Consider the following 26,006-nt stretch of genomic DNA (forward strand, 5'->3'; position numbering starts at 1 on the left):
CTGCCGCCGGTAGTGCCGAACCATGCTCGGCAGGGGGCAGGGGGCAGGGGGCAGGGGGCGTTCCCGGTAAGGCCGCAGCCGAGCAAGGCTCGGCTCTACAGGGCGCTTCGCGTGGATCGTCGCTGTTGGTAGTGCCGAGCCATGCCCGGCAAGGGGCCTTCCCGGCAAGGTCTCAGCCGAGCATGGCTCGGCTCTACAGGGCGGTTCGCGTGGATCGTCGCTGGTGGTAGTGCCGAGCCATGCTCGGCAAGGGGCGTTCCCGGCAAGGTCTCAGCCGAGCATGGCTCGGCTGTACAGGCCGGTTCGCGTGGATCGTCGCTGTTGGTAGTGCCGAGCCATGCTCGGCAGGGCGTTCCCGATAAGGCCTCAGCCGAGCATGGCTCGGCGCTACCGCATCGTCGCCGGCTCAAGGCGCCTGACGGCGCTCCACCCGATGCAGCAACTGCGGGCTGCCGTCCACCACCGCGTACAGCACCAGCCGGCTCAGCTCGAACGTCCCGGCCGGCACCGGTTCGGCCAACAGCCGCGCTTGCTGCGCCGGGTCCAGCGCACTGCTGCAGACACTGCAATGCGGGGTGAACTCGAAACGATGCGGTGCAAACGCAAGCCCGCTACCCGCCAGGCGCTGGTGCAAGGCCAACAGGGGGGCCGGATCGGCCGGTGCCAGCCAGATCACCGGGCCGCTGGCAAAGCGCCGCAGGCCGGCAAACCGCAGGCGGACCGGCAGGCAGGTATCGGCGATGTGCTGCAGGCATTCGAGCACGGGCTCCAATGCCTGTTCCGCCATCAACGGCCCGACGCCGGAGGACCCGGCCACGGTGATTTCGGCGGGGAAGCCCGCCAGGCGCGGATCGTATCGGCGGCGTATCGTCAGTACCGCGGTGGCGGCAGGTTCGGGCAGTTCCAGCACCACATAGATGGGGTGCCCGACCATCTGCATTCAGTGCACTTCGCGCCGTACGTGGCGGACAAAACGGCGCAACAGCTGGCGGGCCAAGGGTGCGGCGCTTACGTCGCGGGCCACGCTGCGGGCGCAGCCGCCATGGCGGGCGATGCAGTCGGCGCGGGCGCGGACGTAACCGCGCATGTGGTGGGTGGCGAACTCGGGGTGGAACTGCAGGCCCCAGGCCTGCTCGCCCCAGCGGAAGGCGTGGCAGTTGTCCTGCACCGAACGCGCCAGCACGGTGGCGCCTTCGGGTGCGCGCAACACCGTCTGCAGGTGGGTGGCGTGGGCCGGGAAGCTGGCCGGCAGGCCGGCGAACAGCGGATCGGCCGAGGCCGGGGCTTCCAGCTGCAGGCGGATGGTGCCGGATTCGCGCCCGGCCGGGTTGTAGGCCACCTCTCCGCCCAAGGCATGCGCCAACAGCTGGTGGCCATAGCAGATGCCCAGCAGCGGCATGCCGGCGTGGGCCGCGTCGCGCAGCCAGTCGGCGCTGCGCTCGCTCCACTCGGCACGGTCGGTGACGAAGGCGGCCGAGCCGGTGACGATGGTGGCGGCGAAGTTACCGCGCTCCGGCAACTGCTCGCCGTGCTCGACGTTGACCACCACCGTCTCGGCTACTTCCAGCCCGGCGGCGACGCGGATCCAGTGCGGGAAGCGGCCATAACGGCGCAGGGTCGGGAACGGTTGCCCGGTTTCAACGATCAAGAACGGCTGGGGCTTCATTCCGAGGGCGGCAGGACTGACAGGACTTCCTCGATTGTAGTCAGCCCTGCGGCCACCTTTTCAAGCCCGGTACGGCGCAGCGTGCGCAGCCCTTCGGCAGCGGCCGCCTGGCTGAACCCAGCCAGATCCATGTCGCGGGTGATCCGTGCGCGCAGCCGCGAACCCAGTGGCAGCAGCTCATACAGGCCGATCCGGCCCATGTAACCGGTGCGCCGGCACTCCAGGCAGCCGACCGGCGCATATGCCGTGACCACATCTGGTAATGCTTCATGGGCATGACGCAGCGGTGCCCAATCAGCGTCTGTCAGCGTGTCTGGCGCCTTGCAGTGTGGGCACAGGGTGCGCACCAGGCGCTGTGCCAGCACGCCGTTGACGGTGGAGGCGATCAGGTAATGCGGCACGCCAAGGTCGAGCAGGCGGGTGATCGCCGAGGGCGCATCGTTGGTATGCAGGGTGGACAGCACCAGGTGGCCGGTCAGCGAGGCCTGCACCGCCATCTGCGCGGTTTCCAGGTCGCGGATTTCGCCGATCATGATGATGTCCGGGTCCTGTCGCAGCAGGGTGCGCACGCCGGAGGCGAAGTCCAGGTCGATGTTGGTCTGCACCTGCATCTGGTTGAACTCGGGCGCGATCATTTCGATCGGGTCTTCGACCGTGCACACGTTGACGTCCGGCGTGGCCAGCCGCTTGAGTGTGGAATACAGGGTGGTGGTCTTGCCCGAGCCGGTGGGGCCGGTGACCAGCACGATGCCGTGCGGGCGCGCCACCAGCTCGTTCCAGCCGGCTGCCTCTTCCGGGCTGAAGCCCAGCTGCTCGATGCTCTTGAACGCCGAGTCCGGGTCGAAGATGCGCATCACGCACTTCTCGCCGAAGGCGGTGGGCATGGTCGACAGGCGCATCTCCACCTCGCGCCCACCCGGCGAACGGGTCTTGATGCGGCCGTCCTGCGGGCGCCGGCGCTCGGCCAGGTCCATGCGCCCCAGCACCTTGATGCGGCTGACCACGGCGGTCATCACCGACGGCGGCAGCTCGAACACCTTGTGCAGCACGCCGTCGATGCGGAAGCGCACCCGGCCCTTGTCGCGCCGCGGCTCCATGTGGATGTCGCTGGCGCGCTGCTCGTAGGCGTACTGCAGCAGCCAGTCGACGATGCTGACCACATGGTGGTCGTCGGCATTGACGTCGCCACCGCTGCCCAGCTCCACCAACTGCTCGAAGCTGGGCGGGGTCACCCCGTTGCTGTTGTCACGGGCGTCGCTGCGGGCACCACGGACAGAGCGGGTGACGCCGAAGAACTCCATCGAATACCGGTGCAGGTCCAGCGGGTTGACCATCACCACGTCGATGCGGCGCCGGCTCAGGTGTTGCAGGTCGGGCACCCAGTCGCGCGCCATCGGCTCGCTGGTGGCCACCAGCACGCGCTCGCTGTCCACCGCCAGGGGCAGGATGCGGTGGCGGCGGGCATAGGCATGGGAGACCACGGCGGTGGCGCCGGCCACGTCCACCCGGGTGGGGTCGATGCGCAGGTAGCGGCAGTGGGTGCGCCCGGCCAGCCACTCGGTCAGCCGCTCCAGGCCCAGCTCGCCGCTGGCCGGCGGGGCGGCGGCCAGTTTCAGGTTGGCCAGCAGTACCAAGGGGTGGACTTCGCTGGCGTTGCGCGCGCCCTGGGCGGAAAAACGGATGCGTTCCTGGTCCTGCGCGGCCACCAGGCCGTCGCCCAGCAGGGCCGCCACCACATTGGCAAACTGCAGCCTGCCAGCGCTGATGGCGACCTGTGCCAAGGGTTCGTAAGCGCTGTGCGCGGCCGGTTGTTCCACCCCAAACCCCTTGCTGGCGCGGCCATCGCGCGGTCGGTCGTTATACTAACGCACCCCTTACGTACGGCTCAGGCAGCATGTCCGCGACTCCCCCCGTTTCGATTACCTTCCAGGGACTGATCCAGACCCTCAATGATTTCTGGGCGAAACAGGGCTGTGTCTTGATCCAGCCGCTGGACCTGGAGGTCGGTGCCGGCACCTTCCACCCCGCCACCTTCCTGCGCTCGATCGGCCCGGAAAGCTGGAATGCCGCCTATGTGCAGCCCTCGCGCCGCCCCACCGACGGCCGCTACGGCGAGAACCCCAACCGCCTGCAGCGCTACTACCAGTACCAGGTGGCGATGAAGCCGAGCCCGGACAACATCCAGCAGCTCTACCTGGACTCGCTCAAGGCGCTGGGCATCGACCCGCTGGTGCACGACCTGCGCTTTGTCGAGGACAACTGGGAATCGCCGACCCTGGGCGCCTGGGGCCTGGGCTGGGAAATCTGGCTCAACGGCATGGAAGTCACCCAGTTCACCTACTTCCAGCAGGCCGGCGGCCTGGAGTGCAAGCCGGTGCTGGGCGAGATCACCTACGGCCTGGAGCGGCTCTGCATGTACCTGCAGAACTGCGACAACGTCTATGACCTGATCTGGACCTACGGTCCGGACGGCACCCCGGTCACCTACGGCGATGTCTACCACCAGAACGAGGTGGAGCAGAGCACCTACAACTTCGAGTACGCCGACGTGGAAGAAATGTTCCATCGCTTCGACGCCTGCGAGAAGGAAGCGCAGAAGCTGGTGGAAGCCGGCCTGCCGCTCCCGGCCTATGAACAGGTCTGCAAGGCGTCGCATTCGTTCAACCTGCTCGACGCACGCCGCGCCATCTCGGTGACCGAGCGCCAGCGCTACATCCTGCGCGTGCGCGCGCTGGCCCAGGCGGTGGCCAAGCTGTACGAGGCCAAGCGCCTCGAAGCGGTCGCAGCGAAGGAGGTGCAGGCATGAGCATGCAACCGCTGCTGATCGAACTGGGCGTGGAAGAATTGCCGGTCAAGGCGCTGCCGGGCCTGGCGCAAGCCTTCTTCGATGGCGTGATCGACGGCCTGGCCAAGCGTGGCGTGGCTTTCGAGCGTGGCGATGCCAAGCCGCTGTCGACCCCGCGTCGCCTGGCCGTGCTGTTGCCGGGCGTGGAAACCGAACAGCCCGAGCAGCACTCGGAAGTATTCGGCCCGTACCTGAACATCGCCCTGGACGCCAACGGCGAGCCGACCAAGGCGCTGCAGGGCTTTGCCGCGAAGGCCGGCATCGACTGGACCGCGCTGGAGCGCACCACCGATGCCAAGGGCGAGCGTTTCGTGCTGCGTTCGGTGACCCCGGGCGCGCAGACCGCCAGCCTGCTGCCGGAGATCCTGCGCGAGGCCATCGCCGCCATGCCCATCCCCAAACCGATGCGCTGGGGCAACCACGAATACGCCTTCGCCCGCCCGGTGCATTGGCTGGTGCTGCTGCACGGCAACGACATCGTGCCGGCCGAGCTGCTGGGCCTGACGTCTGACCGCTTCAGCCGTGGCCACCGTTTCATGGCCGACAAGCAGGTGTGGCTGAGCAACCCAGCCGACTACGTTGAATCGCTGAAGGCCGCCAATGTGCTGGTCGATGCCGACGCGCGCCGCGAGCGCATCGTCGCCGAGGTCAATGCCGCCGCCGCGCAGGCGGGTGGCGTGGCCCGCATCACCGACGACAACCTGGAACAGGTGGTCAACCTGGTCGAATGGCCGGCGGCGGTGCTGTGCAGTTTCGAGCGCGAATTCCTGGCCGTGCCGCAGGAAGCGCTGATCGAGACCATGGAGATCAACCAGAAGTTCTTCCCGGTGCTCGATGCCGGCGGCAAGCTGACCGAGAAGTTCATCGGTATCGCCAATATCGAATCCAGGGACGTGGCCGAGGTTTCCAAGGGCTACGAGCGCGTGATCCGCCCGCGTTTCTCCGATGCCAAGTTCTTCTTTGACGAAGACCTCAAGCAGGGCCTGGTGGCAATGGGCGAGGGCCTGAAGACCGTCACCTACCAGGCCAAGCTGGGCAGCGTGGCCGACAAGGTGCAGCGTGTCAGCGCGCTGGCGCAGATCATCGCGCCGCAGGTGGGCGCCGACCCGGTGCAGGCCAAGCGTGCCGCCGAGCTGGCCAAGAACGACCTGCAGTCGCGCATGGTCAACGAATTCCCGGAACTGCAGGGTATTGCTGGGCGTCACTACGCCGTTGCCGGTGGCGAATCGCCGTCGGTGGCGCTGGCCATCGACGAGAGCTACCAGCCGCGCTTTGCCGCCGATGACATCGCGGCATCGGCGCTGGGCAAGGTACTGGCCATTGCCGAACGCCTGGACACGCTGGCCGGCGGCTTTGCCGCAGGCCTGAAGCCGACCGGCAACAAGGACCCGTTCGCGTTGCGTCGTAATGCGCTGGGTCTGGCCCGCAGCATCATCGAGTCGGGTTTTGATCTGGATCTGCCGGCGTTGCTGGCTTCGGCAAATGCTGGCTTGGCCGAGCGCAAGGTGCAGGCTGATGCCGGTGAGCTCTACGACTTCATCATCGACCGCTTGAAGGGCTACTACGCCGACAAGGGCGTGCCGGCCACCCACTTCAATGCCGTCGCCGAGCTGAAGCCGGCCTCGCTGTACGACTTCGACCGTCGCATCGATGCCATCGGCACCTTTGCCCAGCTGCCGGAAGCCGAAGCGCTGGCCGCCGCCAACAAGCGCATCCGCAACATCCTGCGCAAGGCCGAGGGCGCGATCCCGGGCAGCATCGATCCGTCGCTGCTGCGTGAACCGGCCGAGAGCGAGCTGGCCGAGGCGGTGACCGCCGCCATCGACGACACCGGTGTGGCACTGGCACACAAGGACTACGTGGCCGTGCTCGGCCGCCTGGCCCGCCTGCGCCCGCAGGTGGATGCGTTCTTCGACGCGGTGATGGTCAATGCCGAGGATCCGGCGCTGCGTGGTAACCGCTTGGCGCTGCTGCGCACGCTGGGTGACCGCCTCGGCAGCGTGGCTGCGATCGAGCACCTGTCCAACTGAGGCATGGACACCGGCGCCTCCTGGCAGTCCGCACAGGCCGCTCTGGCCCGGCGTGACATACCGGAGGCGCAGCGGCAGCTGCGCGCCGTGGTGGATCAGCAACCCGCGCACGCCTATGCGCGGGTGATGCTGGCCGGCACCGTCCTGGCACAGGGGCGGCTGCGCGAGGCCGTGCAGCAACTGCAGCAGGCCGCCAGCCTGGATTATCGCGACCCGGCGCTGCTGCTGCGCGTCGCCCAGGCCTTGCTGCGTGTTGGCGACAGCGAGGGCGTGGCGCGGTTGATGCGCAACGCCTGCGTGGCCCGCTGCAACGACAGCCCGACGCTGGCGGCCCTGGCCCACGTGCTGCAATCACTCGGGCTGCATGCCGATGCCCTGCAATTGATGCAGCGTGCGGCGGCGGTGGGATTCGACAGTCCCGATTTCCACTACTTCCTTGGCGTGCAGCTGCAGTTCAACGGTGAGCTGGACGCGGCCGAGCAGGCACTCACGCGCTGCCTGCTGTTGAACCCCGGCCACGGCCGCGCCGCGCTGACACGTGCACGCCTGCGCCGCTGGCGTGCAGACGACAACCATGTCGATGGCCTGCGCAGGCAGCTGCAAACAACGGCAACGGACAGCGAGGACACCGCCGCGCTGTGGTTCGCGCTGTACAAAGAACTGGAAGACCTCGGTGATTTTCCTGCGGCATGGGATGCGCTGCGGCAAGGCAATACCGCGATGTGGCGGCGCCTGCGCCACGATCGCCTGGCCGATCATGCGCAACACGAGGCGATGGCGCGGCTGGCGGCAGCGGGCACGTTCGCGCCAATCGAATCTGCGGATGAGGAAGAGGGCGCACAGCCCATCTTCATCATCGGCATGCCGCGTTCGGGCACCACGGTGCTTGAGCGCATGCTCGGCAATCATTCGCAGGTAGCGTCTGCCGGCGAACTTGGCGATTTTGCCCAGCAATTGCGACTGGCCGCCGACCAGGCCGGGCGCGCGCTGCTTGACCCGGCCTTGCTGCAGGCGCTGCCAACGCTGGATTACGCGGCCGTCGGCAACGGTTATCTGCGGCAGACGCGCTGGCGCCTGGATGGGCAGCGCCGTTTCATCGACAAGCTGCCACCGAATTACCTGCTGGCAGGCCCGATCGCGCGCGCGTTGCCGCAGGCGGTGATCGTCTACGTCAGGCGCGATCCCATGGCGGTGTGTTTTTCCAACTACCGCGCCATGTTCGGCGACTCCTATGCTTACAGCTATGAGCTTGACGCCCTGGCTGCGCACCACGCGGCGCATGCGCAGCTGATGCAGGCCTGGCAGCAGCATCTGCCGGGGCGGGTGCTGGAGATCGACTACGAAGCGATGGTGCACGACCCGGATGCGGCCTTGGCACAGGTGCTGCAGCGCTGCGGACTGGCCACGGAAAGCGGTGGCAGTGACCTGACCCGCAATGCGGCCGCGACTGCCACCCTGAGCAGCGTGCAGGTGCGCGAGCCGGTGCACGCACGCAATATCGACGAATGGCAACGCTATGCCAGCGAGCTCGCGCCGCTGCGCGAGCGCTTGCAGAAGGGTAGATAGCACAGGAGCGGCCGTGGCCGCTCCTGTTCATTGCTGCTGCATCGTGTTTACTGGTTACGGCCAAAGCGCCAGTTCATCTCCAGCATGTACGAGCGGCCATAGCCGTTGTAGTTGAAGATGTTGTAGTACGGATACGTGGTGTAGGTGCGGTCACGCGGCGGCCGTTCACCGGTGAGGTTGTTGGCGGTCAGGCTCAACGAGACATCATCGGTTACCGCGTAGTCCACGGTCAGGTTGAAGGTGGTCCAGGCCTTGACCTTGCCTGCGTCATCGGCGGCATAGCCGTCGGTGGTGTCCTGGGCGGCGAAGTTGGGCGTGCGGCCATAACGGATGCCATACAACGTCGTGGTCCAGTCGCCCATCTGCCAGCCCAGGGTGCCGCTGAAGATGTTCTTGAACTCCGAGGAGTAGTAGGGATTGCGCAGCAGGTCGATCACCGGGTCCTCCGGATACTGCTGGCTCTCATGCTTGAGGGTGACGTTGTAGCGCGCGCCCAGCATGAAGCTGCCCCAGCTGTCGGTAGCCCAGCGGTAGTCCAGGTTGGCGGTGACGCCGCTGACATCCTCCTTGGCGACGTTGATCGGGTTGACCGCCACGGTGTTGAGCTGGTTGGGCTGCGGTGCGTTCGCGCCGGCACGGCCGATGCGTTGCAGGGCGTCGACGCAGGTCGGGGAGTTGGCATCCAGCTGGCCCTGGCGGCATGCCGACTCATTGCGCAACAGCAGGTCCAGGTCGAGGTCGGCGACCTTGTTGTCGATCTTGATCCGGTAGTAGTCGGCGCTGACCGTGAAGCTGCTGTTGGGCGACCAGACCACGCCGCCGCCCCAGGACTTGGCGGTGATCGACTTCAGGTCACCGTTGCCGGAGCGGGAGCCGCGGACCTGCTCATCGTTGAGCGTGCACTGGGCAATCGGAACGCCGGGTTGCTCGGTGGCACAGCGGTAGTAATCAGGCACGAAGGTGTAGAAGCCGCTGTCGCCGGCAAATACATAGGACATGTCCGGCGATTTGAACGCGGTGGCGTAGTTGCCGCGGAACAGCAGCGAGTCGATCGGCCGGTACTCCAGTGCCGCCTTCCAGGTGGCGCGGGAGTCGCTGCCGCCGCCATCGTTCTTGTAGTCGTCATAGCGCCCGGACAGGCTGGCGGTGAGCTTGCTGAAGATCGGCACGCGCAGTTCCACCGCCGCCGCCCAGTTGTCGCGCTTGCCCTTGCCCTGGGTGCCGCTCAGGCCCCAGAACTGGTCGGTGACCACACGCGTGTCTGTCGGGTTGCTCCACGATTGCTGGCCGGCCTGCAGCACGCCGGCGAAGCCGACGTCACCGGCGGGCAGGGTAAACAGCGAGGTGTTGGTGAACTGCAGGTTGACGTTCTGCGTCCAGGTCTTGGACTTGGTGCGGATCTCACCCTGGAAGCTGCGGTACTGCTCCGGGGTCAGCGCCTGGTAGAAGCCGGCATCGTTCGGCTCGTAGATCGGATAGCCGTAGTAGTCGCCCAACTGCGGCCCGAGGAAATGCTCGCGGAAGAAGTCTTCCATCTTGTCCTTCAACGGCCACCACTGGCGGCTGTCGATGTGGTATTCGGAGCGCGCGTAGTAGGCGTTGTAGTCCCAGTTCGACTGGCCCAGCGCGCCCTTGATGCCGATGGCGACGTTGTACGAATCGGCGGTCTGGCGCTCGTTGTTGAAGTCGACGTCACCGGTCTCCTCCGGCGAGAAGATGCGCTGGTAGCTCTCAAGGTCGCCGGTGAGGTTGTTGAAGATATAACCGCTGGTATCCAGCGATGGCTGCCAGAAACGCGAGCCGGAGTTGCTCTCGTTCTTGGTGCGGTTCATCAGCAGCGTGGCATAGATGTCGGTGCTGTCGTTGAGCGCGTAATTGAGGTTGGCGTAGCCTGACGCGCTGCGCTCCTTGTTGAGGATGGTCGAATAACCCGGTTCATAGCGGCTGCCGCAGTAGTTGCCGCGACCAGGGCGGGTGTCGTAGAAGGTCGTACCCCCGAACAGGCCAGCCAGCGGTGCGCAGGCTGCGGCGCCGGGGTCGATGTAGGCGCCGCTGCTGCTGTTGTGCACGAAGGTGCGGCTGCCATAGCGCGCGGCGACGTCGGGGTTGTCGTTGGTGGAGTCGAAGTCCTTGCGGTTGAAGCCGTAGATCGGGTCCTGGTTGCTCAGCTGCAGGCCGGCAGTCAGGTCAAGCTTGTCCCAGCTGTGGCCGCTGGTCAGCTGGAAGCGCTGGTTGCCGCCACCGCCGCCGTCGTAGCTGCCCATGCGGAAGCTCAGCTCGGTGCCGTCCAGCCGCTTCTTGAGGATGATGTTGACCACGCCGGCGATCGCGCTGGAGCCGTAGATCGAGGACTGGTTGCCCGGCGCGATGTCGATGCGTTCGACCATGGCGGTGGGGACGCTGGCCAGGTCGACGAAGTTGCTCTGGCCATTGTAAAGCAAGGGGTAATCGGCCATCGGCCTGCCGTCGATCAGCACCAGGGTGAAGCCCGGGTCCAGGCCGAGCAGGCTGATGGGTTTGGCCGCCGAGGTGAAACCGCCGGAGAACTGGCTGTCCTGTACCGCACCGGTCGCCAGTGGCTGCGAACGCAGGACCTCGTAGACATCCTTGAAGCCCTGCTTCTGGATGTCCTGGGCGGTGATCGAGGTGATGGGCGTGGCCGTCTCGACCTGCACCTGCGGAATCAGCGAGCCGGTGACGGTGATCTTGTCGAGGGTCTCAACATTCCTTTTGTCCGCATCGGTCTGGGTCTGGGCGAAGGAAAGGGACGAATACGCGGCAATGGCGGTGCACACGGCCGCGCTGAGGAGTTGTCGTTTCATCATGGGTACCTGGACTTGTGGAAGTGCCTGGGGCCCAGTCAACCGGCTGCTCCTTCATGGAGCACGTAACCCGGGACAGCATCACCACGTGTTCTAGGAACCGGAGCGGCTGGGTGTTTCACGATAGTTTAACCGTACCCGTCAATATGGCGTGATGGTCCGTACAGCGTGGTGGAGGCGGGTGAATCGAACGTAGTGCCGAGCCATGCTCAGCTGGGGCATTCCCGCTACGGCCTCTGCCGAGCATGGCTCGGCACTACACGGGCCACCCCCGCCGCGTGGATCACCAGTGCCGCAGGCAGCTTCATGACAGCCGTGTGATTTTGCCGGTCATGTTCGGACCGGTATGCTGACGCGCATGCAGCTATCTCGAATCACCCCGCTCCTTCTGTTCCTGGCGTCGCTGGCAGCAGTTCCCCTTGCCCATGCCCGCGGCACCATCGAAAAAGTCCAGATCAAGGGTCTGGACAAGGGCGATGACGCCGAGATCATCGAGAACATCGAGGTGTCGCTGTCGGTCTACGACGCGATCGGCAAGGTGCAGGGGGAATCGCGCCTGGAGTACCTGCTGTCGCAGGCCGAACGCCAGACCCGGCAGGCGCTGGAGCCATTCGGTTTCTACAACCCCACCATCACGGTCGACGCGCCGCGTACCGGCGAGACCCTGCAGGTGGTGATCCAGGTCGACAAGGGCGCCCAGGTCAAGGTGCGCCACGAGGAAGTGGGCATCACCGGCCCGGCCTCGCGCGATCGCTACCTGCGCGAGGACCTGGAGGCGTTCAACCCGCAGGTCGGGGACGTGTTCGACTCGGTCAACTACGAGGCCAGCAAGATCACCATCAGCCGCCGCCTGTCCGAGCGCGGTTACTTCGATGCCGATTTCACCCAGCGCAAGGTGGAAATCACCCGCGCCGAGAACGCTGCCGACATCTTCCTCACCTGGGACAGCGGCCGCCGCTACAACATGGGGCCGATCACCTTCGAGCAGGATTATTTCCGCGACGGCCTGTTCGAGCCGCTGGTGTACTGGGAGCAGGGCAGCTACTGGCATGACGGCAAGCTCGATCGCCTGCGCGAATCGCTGACCAAATTGGACTACTTCAGCGTCATCGACATCCAGCCGCACCCGGAACAGGCCGACGACAACGGCGAGGTGCCGGTCAACGTCAAGCTGACCCGCGCCAAGCGCACCATCTACACCGCCGGCCTGAGCTACGGCAGCGAAAGCGGCGCCGGTGTGCGTGGCGGCGTGGAGCGCCGTTACGTCAACCGGCGCGGGCACAAGCTCAACACGCAGGTCGACTATGCGCAGAAGCGCAAGAGCCTGATCACCAGCTACCGGGTGCCGGGCTTCCGTTGGCTGGACGGTTGGTACACCTATGCGGTCAGCGCCTACGACGAGCAGACCGACTACATCGACCTGCGCAACCTCAAGCTGATCGCCAGCCGCAGCGGCGAAATCAACGAGAACCTCACCGCCATCGTCTCGATGAACGCGCTGCGCGAACGCTGGCGCTACAGCTCGGGTGACCAGTTCAACGACGCGGTGTACCAGTACTCCACCCTGGTCTACCCGCAGCTCACCGCTGACTACGTCAATGTTGACGACAAGAGCTTCCCGCGCCGGGGCATCAGCGGCAATGCCACTCTGCGCGGCGGCATCGAGGGGGCCGGTTCGGACACCAGCTTCATCCAGGCCGACGCCACCCTGCGCTGGTACATACCGCTGGGCGAGAGCGACCGGCTGATCCTGCGTGGCCAGGCCGGTACCACCTGGACCAGCGACCTGGTGGCCATGCCGCCCAGCCTGCGTTATTTCGCCGGTGGTGACCGCTCCATCCGCGGCTACGCCTTCCGCGAGGTGGGCCCGCGCACACCGGCCCCGGACAAGTACGCACTGGGCGCGAAGAACCTGGTGGTTGGCTCGGCCGAATATGAGCATTACTTCGGCGGCGGCCCCTGGGGCGGTGCGGTGTTCGTGGATACCGGCAGCGCCTTCGACAACACCATCGACCTGCATACCGGCGTCGGCTTCGGCGTGCGCTGGAAGTCGCCGGTGGGGCCGGTGCGCATTGACATCGCGCACGGCCTGAACAGCCCGGATTCGCAGTTCCAGCTCTACCTCAACATCGGAGCGGACCTGTGAGCACACGTCCCGACGAGATCAACCCGGAAGAACGCGAAGCCCGCATCGCCGAGCTGCGTGCCAAGCGCAGGGCGCGCATGCGCAAGCTGGCGGTACGCAGCGGCATCACCGTCACCGTGCTGGTGCTGCTGGCCCTGTTCGCGCTGTACTGGCTGCTGCAGACCGTGGCCGGGCGCGAAGTGCTGATGGCGCAGGTGGTTGCCCGCTTGCCGGCCGGCTCGTCGCTGACCTGGAGCAAGGCCGAGGGCCCGCTGGCCGGGCCGTTGATCCTGCATGACCTGGATTTCCGCTACGAAGAGCTGCATTTCACCGCCGCCAAGGCCTACCTGGACCCGGATATCCGGCCGCTGCTGGGCCGCAAGCTGCGCCTGGATGCGCTGCGCATCACCGACGCCACGCTGGAGCTTGGGCCTTCGGAAGACAAGCCGTTCGAACTGCCACGCTGGCCGGATGTGCTGCCGGCCATCGAGCTGCCGCTGGCGCTGCAGGCCGACACCATCGTCGTCGATGGCCTGCGCATCACCCAGCTGCAGGAACCGATCATCGACATCACCCGCATCCGCGGTGGCCTGGAAGCGGCCAATGGCGAGTTCACCGCCAGCCAGCTGAAGGTCAACAGCAATCTGGGTGATTTTCGCATCGATGGCCATTACCTGCCGCGCAAGGACTACGCCACCGATCTGACCGTGCGCGCACTGATGCCGGCCCGCCCCGGCCAGGTGCCCGCCCGCCTGGGACTGGTGGCGCGCGGTGACCTGGCGCATATGGAAGTAGCCTTGGCCGGTTACGCGCCCAAGCCGTTGCATGCCAGCCTGATCCTGGACGGGCGCAATGATCCGGTGTGGAACGTGGCCGCACGCAGCGAGCAACTGGACCTGGGGCAGCTGGTGCCGGCGCAGTTCCTGGCCGAGGCCCCGGCGCCGCTGGCGCTGGATTTCACCGCGCGTGGCCGTGGCGGCAAGGCGCAGTTGCAGGGCCGTGCGCGCCAGGGCGAGAACGAGCTGGTGCTGGCACCGTCCAATGTCGCCATCGAGAACCAGGTGCTGACGGTGTCGCCGCTGGTGGCCGAGGCCTTTGGCGGCACCGTACGCCTGCAGGGCACCGCCGATTTCAGTGATGCGCAGAACCCGGGGTTCAATTTCGCGGTGGTGGCCAACCAGCTGACCTACACGCCCGAACCGGACCCGACCCAGCCGGACAGCACGCCGGTGCCGCTGTACCTGCAGCAGGCGCGCTTGGGCGTGGCCGGCAACCTGAAGAACTGGGCCGCCATAGGCAAGGCCGAGGTGGCCCGTGAGGCACAGGACGCCAAGCTTGATTTCGATGTGCGCGGCAACGACCAGCAGGCGCATATCCAGCACCTGAAGGCGACCACCCCGGGGGGCGAACTGACGCTGGCCGGGTCCGCCGCATGGGCGCCGGAACTGAGCTGGGACGTGGACGTCAAGCTGGCCAATTTCGATCCCGGCTATTTCGCCCCGGGTTGGGAAGGCAACCTGTCCGGCAGCGTGGCCTCCAAGGGCAAGCAGCTGCCGCCACCGGCCGGCACCGAGGATCTGCGCTTTGAAGCCACTGCCGACATCCCCCAGCTCAAGGGCCGGTTGCGCGGGCGCAACGTGGACGCACGCGCCAAGCTGGCGCTGCAGGGTACCCAGGGCGAAGGTGACGTGCGCCTGGTGATGGGCGACAGCCGCATCGAGGCCAAGGGCAAGGTGGGCGACCGCCTGGACGTGGATGCCCGGCTGGAGCCGTTGCACCTGTCCGATCTGCTGCCCAGTGGCAGCGGCAGCCTGGCCGGTACCGTGCAGCTGCGGGGTACCCCCACACAGCCGGATATCACCGCCGACCTGCGCGGCAGCGGTCTGCAGTGGGACGACTGGAAGGCGCAGCAGATCAGCATCAATGGCCGCCTGCCATGGCAGGGCAGCAACGGTGCGCTGGAAATCCAGGGCAGCGCGATCGAAGTCGGCATGCTGCTGGACCAGGTGCGTATCAACGCACGCGGCAGCATGCAGGACCTGCAGCTGGAGGCCGACACCCGCAACGACATGGGCGCGCTCGCGCTCAGTGGCAGCGTGCGCCAGCAAGGGCAAGCCTGGCGTGGCGAACTGGCCTCGCTGCGGGTTGCCCCGGTCAAGGGCGCGCCGTGGCAGCTGCGGCAGGCTGCTGCGTTCAACGTGCAGGGCAGCAATTTCACCCTGTCCGATGCCTGCCTGGGCTCGGACACCGGCGGTGCGTTGTGCGTGGCTGCCAACTGGCCGCGCGAGGGCCTGCAGCTGCGCGGTGACGCCCTGCCGCTGGCACTGGTGCAGCCGTGGCTGCCGCCCAACGAGGGCCGCCGCATCCACCTGCGTGGTGAGGTGACCATCGACGGCAACATCCGCCCGCGCGGCAATGCCTGGGAGGGCGCGTTCAAGCTGGCCTCGGCCGAAGGCGGCATCCGCCTGGGCGACAACGCCCGGGGCGAGCTGGTGCGTTACGACCACTTCTCGCTCAACGTCGACATGCAGCCCAATGCGATCAAGGGCTACCTCGGTGTGGGCTTCCAGGGCGATGGCTTCGTCGATGCCAAGGTGCAGACCGGCTGGGAGCCCAATGCGGCACTCAACGGCGAGCTTTACCTCAACATGTCGCGGCTGTACTGGATAGAGCTGTTCTCGCCGGACATCGTGCGCCCGCAGGGCCTGATCGAGGGCCACGTGAGCCTGCGCGGCACCCGCTCGCAGCCCAGCCTGGGTGGCGAGGCCACGCTCAGCAACTTCACCGGCGAGTTCCCGGCACTGGGCCTGACCCTGAGCGAGGGCAAGGGCAACTTCATCGCCCAGCCTGACGGCTCGGCGCGTATCCGTGCCTCGGCCAAGACCGGTGGCGAAGGTGCCTTGCAGGTGGACGGTGGCCTGTCCTGGTTCGGTGACGCGCAGCCGCTGCAACTGCATATCTTTGGTGACAACGTGCTGTTGGCCAACACCAGCGAACTGCGCGTGGTGGCCAACCCGGATCTGAACTTCACCCTGGCGGGCACCGCGATGGAGCTGCGTGGCAGCGTGCACGTGCCCGAGGCCGACCTGGACCTGGAACGCCTGGACCGTGGCACCTCGGTCTCCGAGGACATCGTGGTGCTGGACCCGGTTGACCCGGAGGAAGGCCCGTCCTCGCCGCTGGACATGGACCTGACAGTCAGCCTCGGCAACAAGGTCAAGATGAGCGGCTTCGGCCTGAAGGGTGCATTGACCGGCAAGATGCAGGTGCGCGCCCGCCCGGGCCGCGAGATGACTGCCAATGGCGGCCTGGAAGTCAGTGGCCGCTACAAGGCCTACGGCCAGGACCTGACCATCACCGACGGGCAACTGCTGTGGAACTACGGCGTGGTCTCCGATCCGCGCATCAACATCAAGGCGCAGCGCGAGATCGGTGATGTCACCGCCGGTATCCACGTCACCGGCCGCGCCCAGGCACCGAAGGTGGAGGTGTGGTCGGACCCGGCGATGTCCCAATCCGAATCGCTGGCCTACCTGGTGCTGGGGCGCAGCCTGAGCATGGCCAGCAGCGACCAGGCCCAGCAGGTGAACGCCGCCTCGGCGGCGCTGTCGGCCGGCAGTGGCCTGCTGGCCGCGCAGGTCGGTGCCAAGCTCGGCCTGGATGATGCCGGTGTCAGCCAGTCGCGTGCACTGGGTGGCTCGGTGATCGGCGTGGGCAAGTACATCACGCCCAAGCTCTACATCGGCTATGGCGTGTCGCTGGTCGGCAGCGGTTCGGTGCTGACCCTGAAGTACCTGCTGCGCCGCGGCTTCGACATCGAAGTGGAATCGTCCACGGTGGAGAACCGTGGTTCGGTGAACTGGCGCAAGGAAAAGTAAGGCGGGCCGGCCAGGGCCGGCCGTTGGATCAGCGGCTGGTGCGGCGTTCGCGCCAGCTGTCCAGTGCTGACAGTGCCGCTGCCAGGAAGGCGCTGAGCTGGCCGTACGGGGCCTTCAGTGTTGGCAGCGCCGAGGCTGCCAGGTACACCGCGAACAGCAGCAACGGCGCATAGCGGACCACGTTGGGCTGGTTGCGGAAGGTCACCGTGAAGCTCAGCCACAGCGTGCCTGCGGCCAGAAAGCTGCCGACCAGGTTGTAGTCGGTGAACCGGATCAGTGCCAGTGCCAACACCGCCGCCAGTGGGATGGCGGTGCTGCGCCGGGTGGGTGCCACCAGCCATTGCAGGCCCAGTTTCCATGGCAGCCAGCCGATGCCCAGGGCCAGGATAAGCACGAAGCCGCCCGCGCCCAGCGCCAGCAGCGGGGCAGGGTCGGGCGTGGGCTTGTCGGGCTTGGCGGCTTCCACCAGGTAGACCGCCAATGGCAGCAGCAACCACAGGCAGCCAGCCAGCACGCCGCGCAGCAGGCCCAGCTTCAGGCGATTGCGGGTCAGCCGGTCTTCGCGTGCCACGTCGTCCCAGAAGCGCACTTGTTCGAGTTGCACAGGAGGCTGTACCACCTCGTCTGGCACCAGCACCTGCAGGGTGCTCTTCATGGCGGTGACGCGTGAGGGATCCAGGGCGGAGAACAGTGCCTGCGCAGGTCGCCAGGGCCGGGTCAGCAGGCGCCGGCGCTTGCGTACCTCGGGCAGGGTAACGCCGGCGGGGCCCACGCGGCGCAGCTCGGCCAGCAGCGCCAGTTCATTGGCTTCGTCTGCCAGCCAGCGTGCATGCAGCTGCTCGCGCAGGCGCAGCAGGGCGTAGGCATCGATGGGGCCATCCACCTGGTTCCAACCGAAGGCCTCGGTGATCTGCTCGAAGTTGTCCGTGCCAATTGCGATATCGGGGGCATTGAAAAGCAGTTCGGCCAAAGGGCGCGCAATGCACTGTTTGGCAGACAGCGACCAGAGTTCCGGGCGCTGTTGCAGCCACTGGGCAAAGCCGTCCTCGTCCAGATGGCTGGCTGCGCTGGCGATGTGCTGCGGCAGCGTTGCAAGTGGCAACAGGTCCTCGTGCAGGGACGGTGCATCCACGTGAAGCGCGATGGCCGCAGGCGCATCCGTGGCGACGGCTGCAGGTGTGAATGCAGGTGCGTGGGCGGCCAAGGCCTCTTGGTGGTGGCTGTCCGGCTGCTGCTGGTGTTGGCGTTCGCGATACCACGCCAGCGCCGTCTGGTAGGCCGCATGCAGCTGCTGGAAGGCTTCGGCGTCGTCATCGGGCCGGTTGCTGCGCAACAAGCGCGCATAGGCCCGCTTGATGGCGCGCTCATCGGCACTGGCATCCAGCTCCAGCAACTCCAACGCCCAGCTCACAGCACCTGCTCCAGTTCGTCCAGGGCGCGGCCCAGCTCTTCGCGGTGCCGTTCGATGCGGTGCAGGTCCTGGCTTTCCAGACATTGCTGGAACTGCAGCAACCAGCCCTGCAGCTGGTCACGGTGCATCACATGTTCGGCGTACAGGCGCTCGGTGCGCGCAACCAATGCCAGGTTGGCCTGCTGCTCACGCGGGTGCACCTTCAATGCGTCCAGCGCCTGCAGGCGTTGACGGATCTGCGCCGGTGACAGCACCCCGGGGTTCTGTTCAAGGACCAGCTCGTAGTGCTTGCCGGTGGCATCCTCGGTCACCTCCACCTGCAGGATGCCGTCCACGTCATAGGTGAAGCGCAGCGTGACCGAACGCTGGGTACCACCGGCCGCCGCCAATGGCACCTTCAGCTCACCCAGGCGGATGTTCTTGTCCACGGTTGGGCTCTCGCCCTGGTAGACATCGATCAGCAGGAACGCCTGTTCGGCGGTGAGCGGAAACAACTGGTCTTCACGGCTGATGGGCACCACGCTGTTGCGATGGATGATGGGGTGGAAATAGCCGCTACGCTCCCTGCCATCCGGGCCGATACGCGAGACCTGGGTACCCAGGGTGTAGGGGCAGACATCGGTCAGCACCACTTCGTCCAGGGCGCTGTCGCGTGCCTTCATGCCGGCCGCAACGGCGGCCCCCAGCGCGATGGCCTGGTCCGGGTCGATGTGGCGCAAGGGCAGGAGGCCGAACATGCGGGTCACCAGGCGCGCAATCATCGGCATGCGTGCGGCACCGCCGACCAGCACGATGTCGCCCAGGGTCTGGTGGTCCAGCCGGGCGTCGCGGATGGCACGCTCAATGGGCAGGCGCATGCGCTGCAGCAAGGGCTCGCACAGCTGCGCGTAGCGGCTTTCGTTGATCGACCACTGCAGTTCGCGGCCGGCCAGTGTCAGCGCGAGGTTGGCATCGCCACGGCTGCTCAGTTCGCGTTTGAGCTGCTCCAGGTGCTGCTGCAGGCGGGCGCGATCGGAACGTTCCAGCTTGTCGAGCTCCAGCCCGAGATCGTGGCAGCAGGCCTGGCTGAGCACCGCCAGGAAATCCTCGCCGCCCAGGAAGTTGTCACCGGCGCTGGCGTGGACTTCGATGACACCGTCGAACAGCTCCAGGATGGAAACGTCGAAAGTGCCACCGCCCAGGTCCAGCACCAGAATACGGCCCTCCTTGTCCTGCTGCTGCAGGCCATAGGCCAGTGCAGCGGCGGTGGGCTCGTTGATCAGTCGTTCGACGCGGATGCCGGCCAACTCCCCGGCCGCACGGGTGGCCTTGCGCTGCGCATCGGAGAAGTAGGCCGGCACGCTGATGATGGCCTCCTCCACCTTGTGCCCCAACGCGGCTTCGGCATCTGCCAACAGAGCGCGCAGCACCAGCGCGGAAAGCTCTTCCGGGCGGAACCGATGCGGGCCCAGCCGGGTTTCGCGGTCGCTGCCCATCCAGCGCTTGAAATGGGCGACGCTTTCACCGGGGTGGCTGACCAGTCGATCACGCGCCGCCTGCCCCACCAGCACCGCCCCATTGGCAACGCTGACCACCGACGGCGTGAGCACCTGCCCATGCGGGTTGGGAAACAGTACCGGGCCGTCGGCGCCATACATGCCAATCAATGAATGCGTGGTGCCCAAATCGATGCCGACAATCATCCGTGACGCCCCAGTCCTGGTTGTTGCACCGATTGTAGGCATGCGCGCGGCGCGCGTGCGATCTTGCCGAGGATGCGCACATGACTGCCGGCGGTTGCCGGCCCCGGACGGGGCGGCTACTGTCGGCGGCTGTTCTGTAATCCGCTGGAGTTCCGATGACGCGCAAACCGCTTACCGCCGCGCTGGCGCTGGGCATGAGCCTGGCTGCTGCCGCCCACGCCAACGAGGGCATGTGGATGCCCACGCAGCTGCCGGAACTGGCCAGGACGTTGAAGGAAGCCGGCTTCAAGGGTGACCCGAAGCAGCTGGCCGATGTCACCGCGCCACCGCTCAGCGCGGTGGTGCGGGTGGGCGGTGGTACCGGTTCGTTCGTCTCCGACGAGGGTCTGCTGCTGACCAACCACCACGTGGCCTATGGCGTCATCCAGTACAACGCCAGCAAGGAGCACAACTATATCGACGACGGCTTCATCGCCCAGGGCCGCGACGACGAGCGCGCCGCCAACCCGGATTACCGGGTGCTGGTGACGGTGGGCTTCGACAAGGTCACCGATGACGTCCTCAAGGACGCCCGTGGCAAGACCGGGCGTGACTACTACGACGCGGTCGAGAGTGCGCGCAAGCGCATCGTCGCCGACTGCGAGGCCGAGGGCGGCGTGCGCTGCTCGGTGGCCAACATGTATTACGGCAGCGATTTCTACCGCATCCGCCAGCTGGAGCTGACCGACATCCGCCTGGTCTATGCACCGCCGCGCGCCATCGGCAACTACGGCGATGAAATCGACAACTTCATGTGGCCGCGCCACACCGGTGATTTCACCCTGCTGCGTGCCTACGTGGGCAAGGACGGCAAGCCGGCGCCGTACAGCAAGGACAACGTGCCCTACCACCCGCCGGCACACCTGAAGATGTCGCTGGAAGGCCCGAAGGAAGGCGATTACGCGATGCTGGCCGGCTACCCGGGCATCACCTACCGGCTGCGTACTGCCGACGAATTCGCCAGCCAGATCGACACCGTGCTGCCGCGCCGGGTCGAGGTGTTCCAGCAGCTGATCGACGTGATCGAGGCGCAGGGCAAGGGCAATGCCGATGCCCGCACCCGCTATGCCTCGCAGCTGCAGTCGCTGAAGAACAACCGCAAGCGCGCCGCCGGTGAACTGGAAGGCCTGCTGCGCAGCGACGCCAAGAGCCAGCGCGCACAGGACGAGCAGGCCATGCTGGCCAGCGCCGACGGCAAGTACAAGGCCGATATCGATGCCTTGTTCGCCTCGCTGGCTGCAGACCGCGAAGCCGGCAGCAGCGAGTTCCTGATCGGGCTGATGTCCAGCCAGACCCAGCTGCTGCGCTCGGCCTTGCTGCTGGAGCGCCTGCGCGTGGAGTCGCTCAAGCCCGATGCCGAGCGCGAAGCCGGCTACCAGCAGCGCGACCAGGCCTTGATCGAAGGCGTGCTCAAGCAGGTGCAGCGCCGCTACGACCCGGCGGTGGAAAAGGCGCTGTTGACCGCGCTGCTGACCCGCTACCAGCAGCTGCCCGACGCGCAGCGTGATGCGCATTACGACAATCTGTTCGGGCGCACCCCGGCCGAGCTGGCCAAGCATCTGGATGAACTGTACGCACAGACCAGGCTGGGCGACGAGGCGCAGCGCCTGTCGCGCTTCGAGGCCGCACGCAAGGGCGGCTTCATCGAGGCCGATCCGCTGGTCTCGGTGGCCTCGGCCCTGGTAATGGCCCAGCTCAACGCCGAACGCGAGAGCAAGGCACGCGAGGGCGAGCAGCTGCGCCTGCGGCCGTCCTACATGCAGGCGCTGTTTGCCTGGCGGGCCAGCCAGGGCCGGGCGGTCTACCCGGACGCCAACAGCACCCTGCGCATCAGTTACGGCAAGGTCGAGGCACTGCACCCGCGCGACGCGGTCAGCTACGCGCCGGTGACCACCGTGGCCGGCATCGTCGAGAAGAACACCAATACCGTGCCGTTCGACGCGCCCAAGCCGCTGTTGGCCGCGATCGCCAAGGGCGACTTCGGCAGCACCGCCGACCCGGTGCTCAGCACCCAGACGGTCAATTTCCTGACCAATCTGGATACCACCGGCGGCAACTCAGGCTCGCCGGTGCTCAATGCCAAGGGCGAGCTGATCGGCCTCAACTTCGATTCCAACTGGGAGTCGGTCAGCGCCAGCTGGTGGTTCGACCCGCGCTACAAGCGTGCCGTGCACGTGGATATGCGCTACCTGCGCTGGCTGCTGGCCAAGGTGTATCCGGCACCGGCACTGCTGCAGGAAATGGGTGTGCCGGCAGAATGAACAGGGGACGGGCGTCACAAACGTGGCGCCCGTCGCGTTCAGAAATTACCTGTACCTCATTACTTCGATAACTGACATTACGCTGAGCTAGAATTCTGGACACACGAAGGCTATCAAGCCTCTGTCCAGGAGCGTGTGTGGCATCACAAATGCATCTGAATACGGCGCCGCCTTTTGGCGGTGCCTCGGCATTGCAGCCGTTGCGGATATGGATCGTTGGCAAGCTGGACGTGGTGTTGCCGCTGGAGCACTACGGTGCCCAGGTTCATGCATTGGACAATCTGCAGTCGCTGTACCGCGAACTGGCCATCGTGCCCTGCGACATCGTTCTCATTGATGTCGCCTATGCGGAAGACAGCCTGGCAGTGACGCTGGAACACCTGCGCCGCCGTGAGGATCTGGGCATCGTCCTGCTGGTTGACGGGGAAAACCCCCAGGCTATCAGCCACGGACTGTGGGCCGGTGCCGATATCTGCCTGTCGCAGCGCACCGATCCCGATCTGCTGGCAGCAAAGCTGTACAGCCTGCGCAGGCGCCTGCCGGGTGAGCCGGCCCAGGTGCAGGAGGCCAACAGGGCTGTCGAGCCGGCCAACAGTGGCTGGGCGCTGGAATCCGATGGCTGGGACCTGCGGGCGCCCAGCAACCAGGTGTTGGCGCTGACCGAGGCAGAACGGGCATTTCTGCAGCTTGTTTTTTCAAACCCTACTGAGACGGTGGCACGTGAGAGCCTGATCGCCGTCCTGACCGACCAGCCCTGGAATTTCGATCCGCACCGGATCGAGGTACTTGTCCACAGGCTGCGCAACCGGGTGAAGTCCGGCACCCAATGCACCCTGCCCATCCGCGCAATCCGCGGCGCTGGCTACCGCCTGACGCTGTAGTTCACACTTTTTTATTTAGCTTGGATTCATGGACTTGAAGGCCGCCCGTTCAGGTGTGGCCTGTGGATAGTTTTGTGAATAACCCGTGAAATCAGTGTGATAAGACCGTGATGAAATCTGCTGCCAAGTTGCGCTGCAAGCAAATGAGAGCGTTTGTCACTTGGTGGAACTGAATAGGCGTGAGGGCGCCGTAAGAATCGCGGCCATCACGCGCACCTGACGGTGCTGAATGCGGATTCCGTTTTTGGGGCGGACCGCGAACTCAATGAAATGATCCGGGCTGCCACTAGTGGCGGCCCGTGTGCGCAGCGTTTGCAGAGGCTCACCCGGTGAACAACGAAATCCAGCAGCAGTGCACTTCCCCCGTGCGAAACCGGGGCGTCAAAGCACCCACGTTCAAGCGAGGGTTTTCGCAGTTGTTTGCCAAGTTTGCATCTGTGCTGACTTCTTGCGGCCTCACGACAATGTTGATGCCGCTTGTGCTGGCAGGGTCGGGGTTGATAGCTATCGACACCGCCGCAGCAAACAACAAGTGTGCAATGGCCAACCCGAACTCCAAGGGCGATCACGTCTCGGAGATTTGTTGGCTGCAGCTTGATGGTGTGAGTTTTACCGCGAACGGCTCTACACCGCTAACTTTTGATCTGCCCGATGGATCCACGATGCAGGTCAATGTGGTGGTTTCGGGTAGCTCGGGTGGCGGATTGTCCGCTGCCCAGGCGCCAAGCTGGTCCGGGTCCCAGTTCAGTGGCTCAACCGGCTACTACACAATCTATACGCCCAACAGGGCCGTCCTCTATACGCCGGGGACATCCGCCAATACCACCAGTGTAAAACTGGAAAACATCCGCCTTTTCACCCCTAACGGTTCGTTGGTCGATCATGCCTACGAACTGATCATGGCTGACGGTGAATCCAGCAACACGGGCGAGAACCTCGACTTTGGCGTGCAATCAGGGGGCAGCGAACTGTCGCTCCTGGAATGGTTGGGGGCATCGCCAAGTAACAATTTGTCTATCGAAGCGCATAAAGGCAGCGCCACCGCCTGTGGCGGTTTCGGGGCCATTGATTGTCGTCGCCTGGTCGGCAAGGCAGATACTGCCAATGCGGCGGTATTTACTACCACGCGCGTGCCCGGTGTCAGTCCGTTTACCGTTGTGGGACAGGTGCGCACGAGCGGCACGAACAAGCAGGGCTTCGCATTTGGCCTGCGTTGGGGTGGTGTGAAGCTGCGCAAGCAGATTGCTGGATTGCTCGATACCGCTGATCGCTTCAGGTACGAGACGATCAACATCAAGGGCTCGCAGATGGACACGGCGACCAGCGCAGCCGGCGCCAGTGGTGCGCTGAGCTATGTCACGGCGCAGGCAGTAATGCCTGGTAACACGATCACGCTGAAGGAATCGATAGCGGGTGGTTCGTCCACGTTGGCGCAGTACGACAAAACCATCAGTTGTACCAACACGAATGTAGGCAGCAGCACGCCGTTGCCGACGGGTGCCTACGAGCCAAGCTCTCCACCGACAATCGACCTGCAGAACAAAGGCGATAACGTCGCCTGCACGATCACCAACACCCCCCGCATCGTTGATCTGGCGATCACAAAAAGCGCGCCACCGACGGTGGAGGCGGGCAAGCCGTTCGACTATGTATTGAAGATCGAGAACATCGGTACGCATGCCGCCACTGCCGCCACCTACCTCGATACATTGCCAACGGAATTCGCCGACCTTGTTGCTGGCGCTGTGACATGCCGTGTAGTCCTCGGCGGCGCACTATGTGGCACCAACCACGTTGCAAGCGGAAAGACGGCCAGCGGCTCGATTGCGAGCCTGCCGCCCGGGGCGGCGGTTGAGATTGTCATAAAAGTAACCGCGCCTGCCATCAAGAAATCGGTGACCAACACCGCAACCGTTTCCCTGGCGACTACCGATACGACGGTGGGCGAGCCCAGCACGAAGCGTGCGAACAATACCGCCAACGCGACGACCCAGATACTGTCGCCGGTACTGGCGTTGACCAAGACCGCTTCGCCCGCCAGCTTCGTCGAGGGGGTAGAGGGCAGTTATACCCTGACGGTAACCAATACCGGAGACCTGGCCACGACAGGTTCGATCGAAGTCGTCGACGTCTTGCCCGTTGGGCTGACGGCAGGTGTCATGCCCTCCGAATGCGCCTCCGTCGGGGGCACCGTGACATGTACGTACATCGGTGTATTGGCGCCAGGCGGGACGAAGCAATGGACCATTCCGGTAACCGCTGACGTCAGTCTGGTCGGGACCTCGGTCACCAATACCGCGGCCGTCTCTGGTGGCGGCAGCAGCTGTACAAGCAGCGCTGCCTGCAACAGCAATACCGTTACGACGCCGGTTGTCGGCGCGCCTAAGCTGTCCATCGCCAAGAGCCACGTGGGGGACTTCATTCCTGGCGTGGCCGGTATCTATACGCTGACCGTCAGCAACAACGGAACGGCTGCGACGAGCGGCATGGTTACGGTGACTGACACGCTTCCCACCGGGCTCAGCTTTGTTTCGGCATCCGGTGCTGGTTGGGCATGCAGTGCAGCGGGCTTGACGGTGACTTGTACGCAGTCAGCCGCAATTGCGGTTGGCGGTTCGGCGCCGAGCATCGCGCTTACCGTGGCTGTCGCACTGGGCACGGCCAATAGGGTGACCAACACTGCCAACGTTGGCGGTGGTGGTGACACCGCATGTCCGGCAGCGTCACGCTGTACTACCACTGACATCACCACGGTCAACACGGCTGCCAGCTTCACGGTAGCCAAGCACGCGGCGGTGGC

The 26,006-nt window shown here is 65.7% G+C and carries 14 protein-coding genes; 8 read left to right on the forward strand and 6 right to left on the reverse strand.

What is annotated here, in order from left to right; genetic code table 11:
- Positions 1 to 406: 406 nt before the first annotated feature.
- Genes B2527_RS10665 through B2527_RS10675 form a run of 3 tightly spaced genes read right to left on the reverse strand, consistent with a single transcriptional unit; the run spans position 407 to position 3,447 of the window.
- Positions 407 to 940 carry a 2'-5' RNA ligase family protein gene (locus B2527_RS10665; RefSeq protein ID WP_293711773.1) on the reverse strand — a complete coding sequence of 178 codons (534 nt, stop codon included), beginning with the start codon at positions 938 to 940 and terminating at the stop codon, positions 407 to 409.
- Positions 941 to 1,666, reverse strand: coding sequence for a glutamine amidotransferase (locus B2527_RS10670; protein ID WP_293711776.1), 726 nt, complete (start codon positions 1,664 to 1,666; stop codon positions 941 to 943). It abuts the gene before it with no gap.
- Positions 1,663 to 3,447 (reverse strand): GspE/PulE family protein, encoded by a 1,785-nt coding sequence (locus tag B2527_RS10675; RefSeq protein WP_293711809.1) that lies wholly within the window; start codon positions 3,445 to 3,447, stop codon positions 1,663 to 1,665. Before B2527_RS10675 ends, B2527_RS10670 begins: the two co-directional genes overlap by 4 nt.
- A 113-nt stretch (positions 3,448 to 3,560) precedes the next feature.
- Here B2527_RS10675 and glyQ point away from each other — a divergent pair, with 113 nt between their 5' ends.
- From glyQ to B2527_RS10690, 3 genes are read left to right on the forward strand one after another with little or no spacing between them, the layout of a single operon-like run.
- Positions 3,561 to 4,472 (forward strand): glycine--tRNA ligase subunit alpha, encoded by a 912-nt coding sequence (gene glyQ / locus B2527_RS10680; RefSeq protein ID WP_293711779.1) that lies wholly within the window; start codon positions 3,561 to 3,563, stop codon positions 4,470 to 4,472.
- The gene (glyS, locus tag B2527_RS10685) at positions 4,469 to 6,541 is read left to right on the forward strand and encodes a glycine--tRNA ligase subunit beta (protein WP_293711781.1); all 2,073 of its coding nucleotides are present in this window, start codon (positions 4,469 to 4,471) and stop codon (positions 6,539 to 6,541) included. Before glyQ ends, glyS begins: the two co-directional genes overlap by 4 nt.
- Positions 6,542 to 6,544: 3 nt before the next feature.
- Entirely contained in the window at positions 6,545 to 8,107 is a 1,563-nt protein-coding gene (locus B2527_RS10690; RefSeq protein WP_293711784.1) for a tetratricopeptide repeat-containing sulfotransferase family protein, read from the forward strand.
- Between the two features lie 47 nt (positions 8,108 to 8,154).
- Here B2527_RS10690 and B2527_RS10695 read toward each other — a convergent pair whose 3' ends face one another.
- The gene (locus B2527_RS10695) at positions 8,155 to 10,929 is read right to left on the reverse strand and encodes a TonB-dependent receptor (protein WP_293711787.1); all 2,775 of its coding nucleotides are present in this window, start codon (positions 10,927 to 10,929) and stop codon (positions 8,155 to 8,157) included.
- 346 nt (positions 10,930 to 11,275) lie between these two features.
- On the opposite strand from B2527_RS10695, the gene B2527_RS10700 reads away from it, so the two are divergent.
- Both B2527_RS10700 and B2527_RS10705 read left to right on the forward strand, forming a co-directional pair.
- A complete protein-coding gene (locus tag B2527_RS10700; protein WP_293711790.1) occupies positions 11,276 to 13,075 on the forward strand; it encodes an autotransporter assembly complex protein TamA in 1,800 nt (599 codons plus the stop codon).
- A gap of 77 nt (positions 13,076 to 13,152) precedes the next feature.
- Complete coding sequence (locus tag B2527_RS10705; protein WP_293711812.1) at positions 13,153 to 16,932, forward strand: translocation/assembly module TamB domain-containing protein; 3,780 nt, start codon at positions 13,153 to 13,155, stop codon at positions 16,930 to 16,932.
- A 28-nt stretch (positions 16,933 to 16,960) separates the two neighbouring features.
- On the opposite strand, the gene B2527_RS10710 is transcribed toward B2527_RS10705, so the two are convergent.
- Entirely contained in the window at positions 16,961 to 18,343 is a 1,383-nt protein-coding gene (locus B2527_RS10710) for a hypothetical protein (RefSeq protein ID WP_293711792.1), read from the reverse strand.
- Positions 18,340 to 20,025 carry an Hsp70 family protein gene (locus tag B2527_RS10715; RefSeq protein WP_293711794.1) on the reverse strand — a complete coding sequence of 562 codons (1,686 nt, stop codon included), beginning with the start codon at positions 20,023 to 20,025 and terminating at the stop codon, positions 18,340 to 18,342. Before B2527_RS10715 ends, B2527_RS10710 begins: the two co-directional genes overlap by 4 nt.
- A 155-nt stretch (positions 20,026 to 20,180) precedes the next feature.
- Between B2527_RS10715 and B2527_RS10720 the strand changes: the two genes are divergently transcribed.
- The 3 genes from B2527_RS10720 to B2527_RS10730 form a co-directional block, all read left to right on the forward strand.
- Entirely contained in the window at positions 20,181 to 22,325 is a 2,145-nt protein-coding gene (locus B2527_RS10720) for a S46 family peptidase (protein WP_293711798.1), read from the forward strand.
- Positions 22,326 to 22,474: 149 nt separating this feature from the next.
- Positions 22,475 to 23,206, forward strand: coding sequence for a winged helix-turn-helix domain-containing protein (locus B2527_RS10725; RefSeq protein ID WP_293711801.1), 732 nt, complete (start codon positions 22,475 to 22,477; stop codon positions 23,204 to 23,206).
- 329 nt (positions 23,207 to 23,535) lie between these two features.
- Positions 23,536 to 26,006 (forward strand): hypothetical protein (locus B2527_RS10730; protein ID WP_293711804.1); only part of this gene is annotated, 2,471 nt, incomplete at its 3' end.

The organism is Stenotrophomonas sp. UBA7606, from assembly GCF_002477705.1.
Taxonomy (GTDB): Bacteria; Pseudomonadota; Gammaproteobacteria; order Xanthomonadales; family Xanthomonadaceae; genus Stenotrophomonas.

Coding starts and splice junctions, on each gene's coding strand:
- B2527_RS10695 (WP_293711787.1), bottom strand. CDS start 10,929: ATGAAACGACAACTCCTCAGCGCGGCCGTGTGCACCGCCATTGCCGCG.
- B2527_RS10670 (WP_293711776.1), bottom strand. CDS start 1,666: ATGAAGCCCCAGCCGTTCTTGATCGTTGAAACCGGGCAACCGTTCCCG.
- B2527_RS10690 (WP_293711784.1), top strand. CDS start 6,545: ATGGACACCGGCGCCTCCTGGCAGTCCGCACAGGCCGCTCTGGCCCGG.
- B2527_RS10715 (WP_293711794.1), bottom strand. CDS start 20,025: ATGATTGTCGGCATCGATTTGGGCACCACGCATTCATTGATTGGCATG.
- B2527_RS10700 (WP_293711790.1), top strand. CDS start 11,276: ATGCTGACGCGCATGCAGCTATCTCGAATCACCCCGCTCCTTCTGTTC.
- B2527_RS10665 (WP_293711773.1), bottom strand. CDS start 940: ATGCAGATGGTCGGGCACCCCATCTATGTGGTGCTGGAACTGCCCGAA.
- B2527_RS10725 (WP_293711801.1), top strand. CDS start 22,475: ATGCATCTGAATACGGCGCCGCCTTTTGGCGGTGCCTCGGCATTGCAG.
- glyS (WP_293711781.1), top strand. CDS start 4,469: ATGAGCATGCAACCGCTGCTGATCGAACTGGGCGTGGAAGAATTGCCG.
- B2527_RS10720 (WP_293711798.1), top strand. CDS start 20,181: ATGACGCGCAAACCGCTTACCGCCGCGCTGGCGCTGGGCATGAGCCTG.
- B2527_RS10705 (WP_293711812.1), top strand. CDS start 13,153: ATGCGCAAGCTGGCGGTACGCAGCGGCATCACCGTCACCGTGCTGGTG.
- glyQ (WP_293711779.1), top strand. CDS start 3,561: ATGTCCGCGACTCCCCCCGTTTCGATTACCTTCCAGGGACTGATCCAG.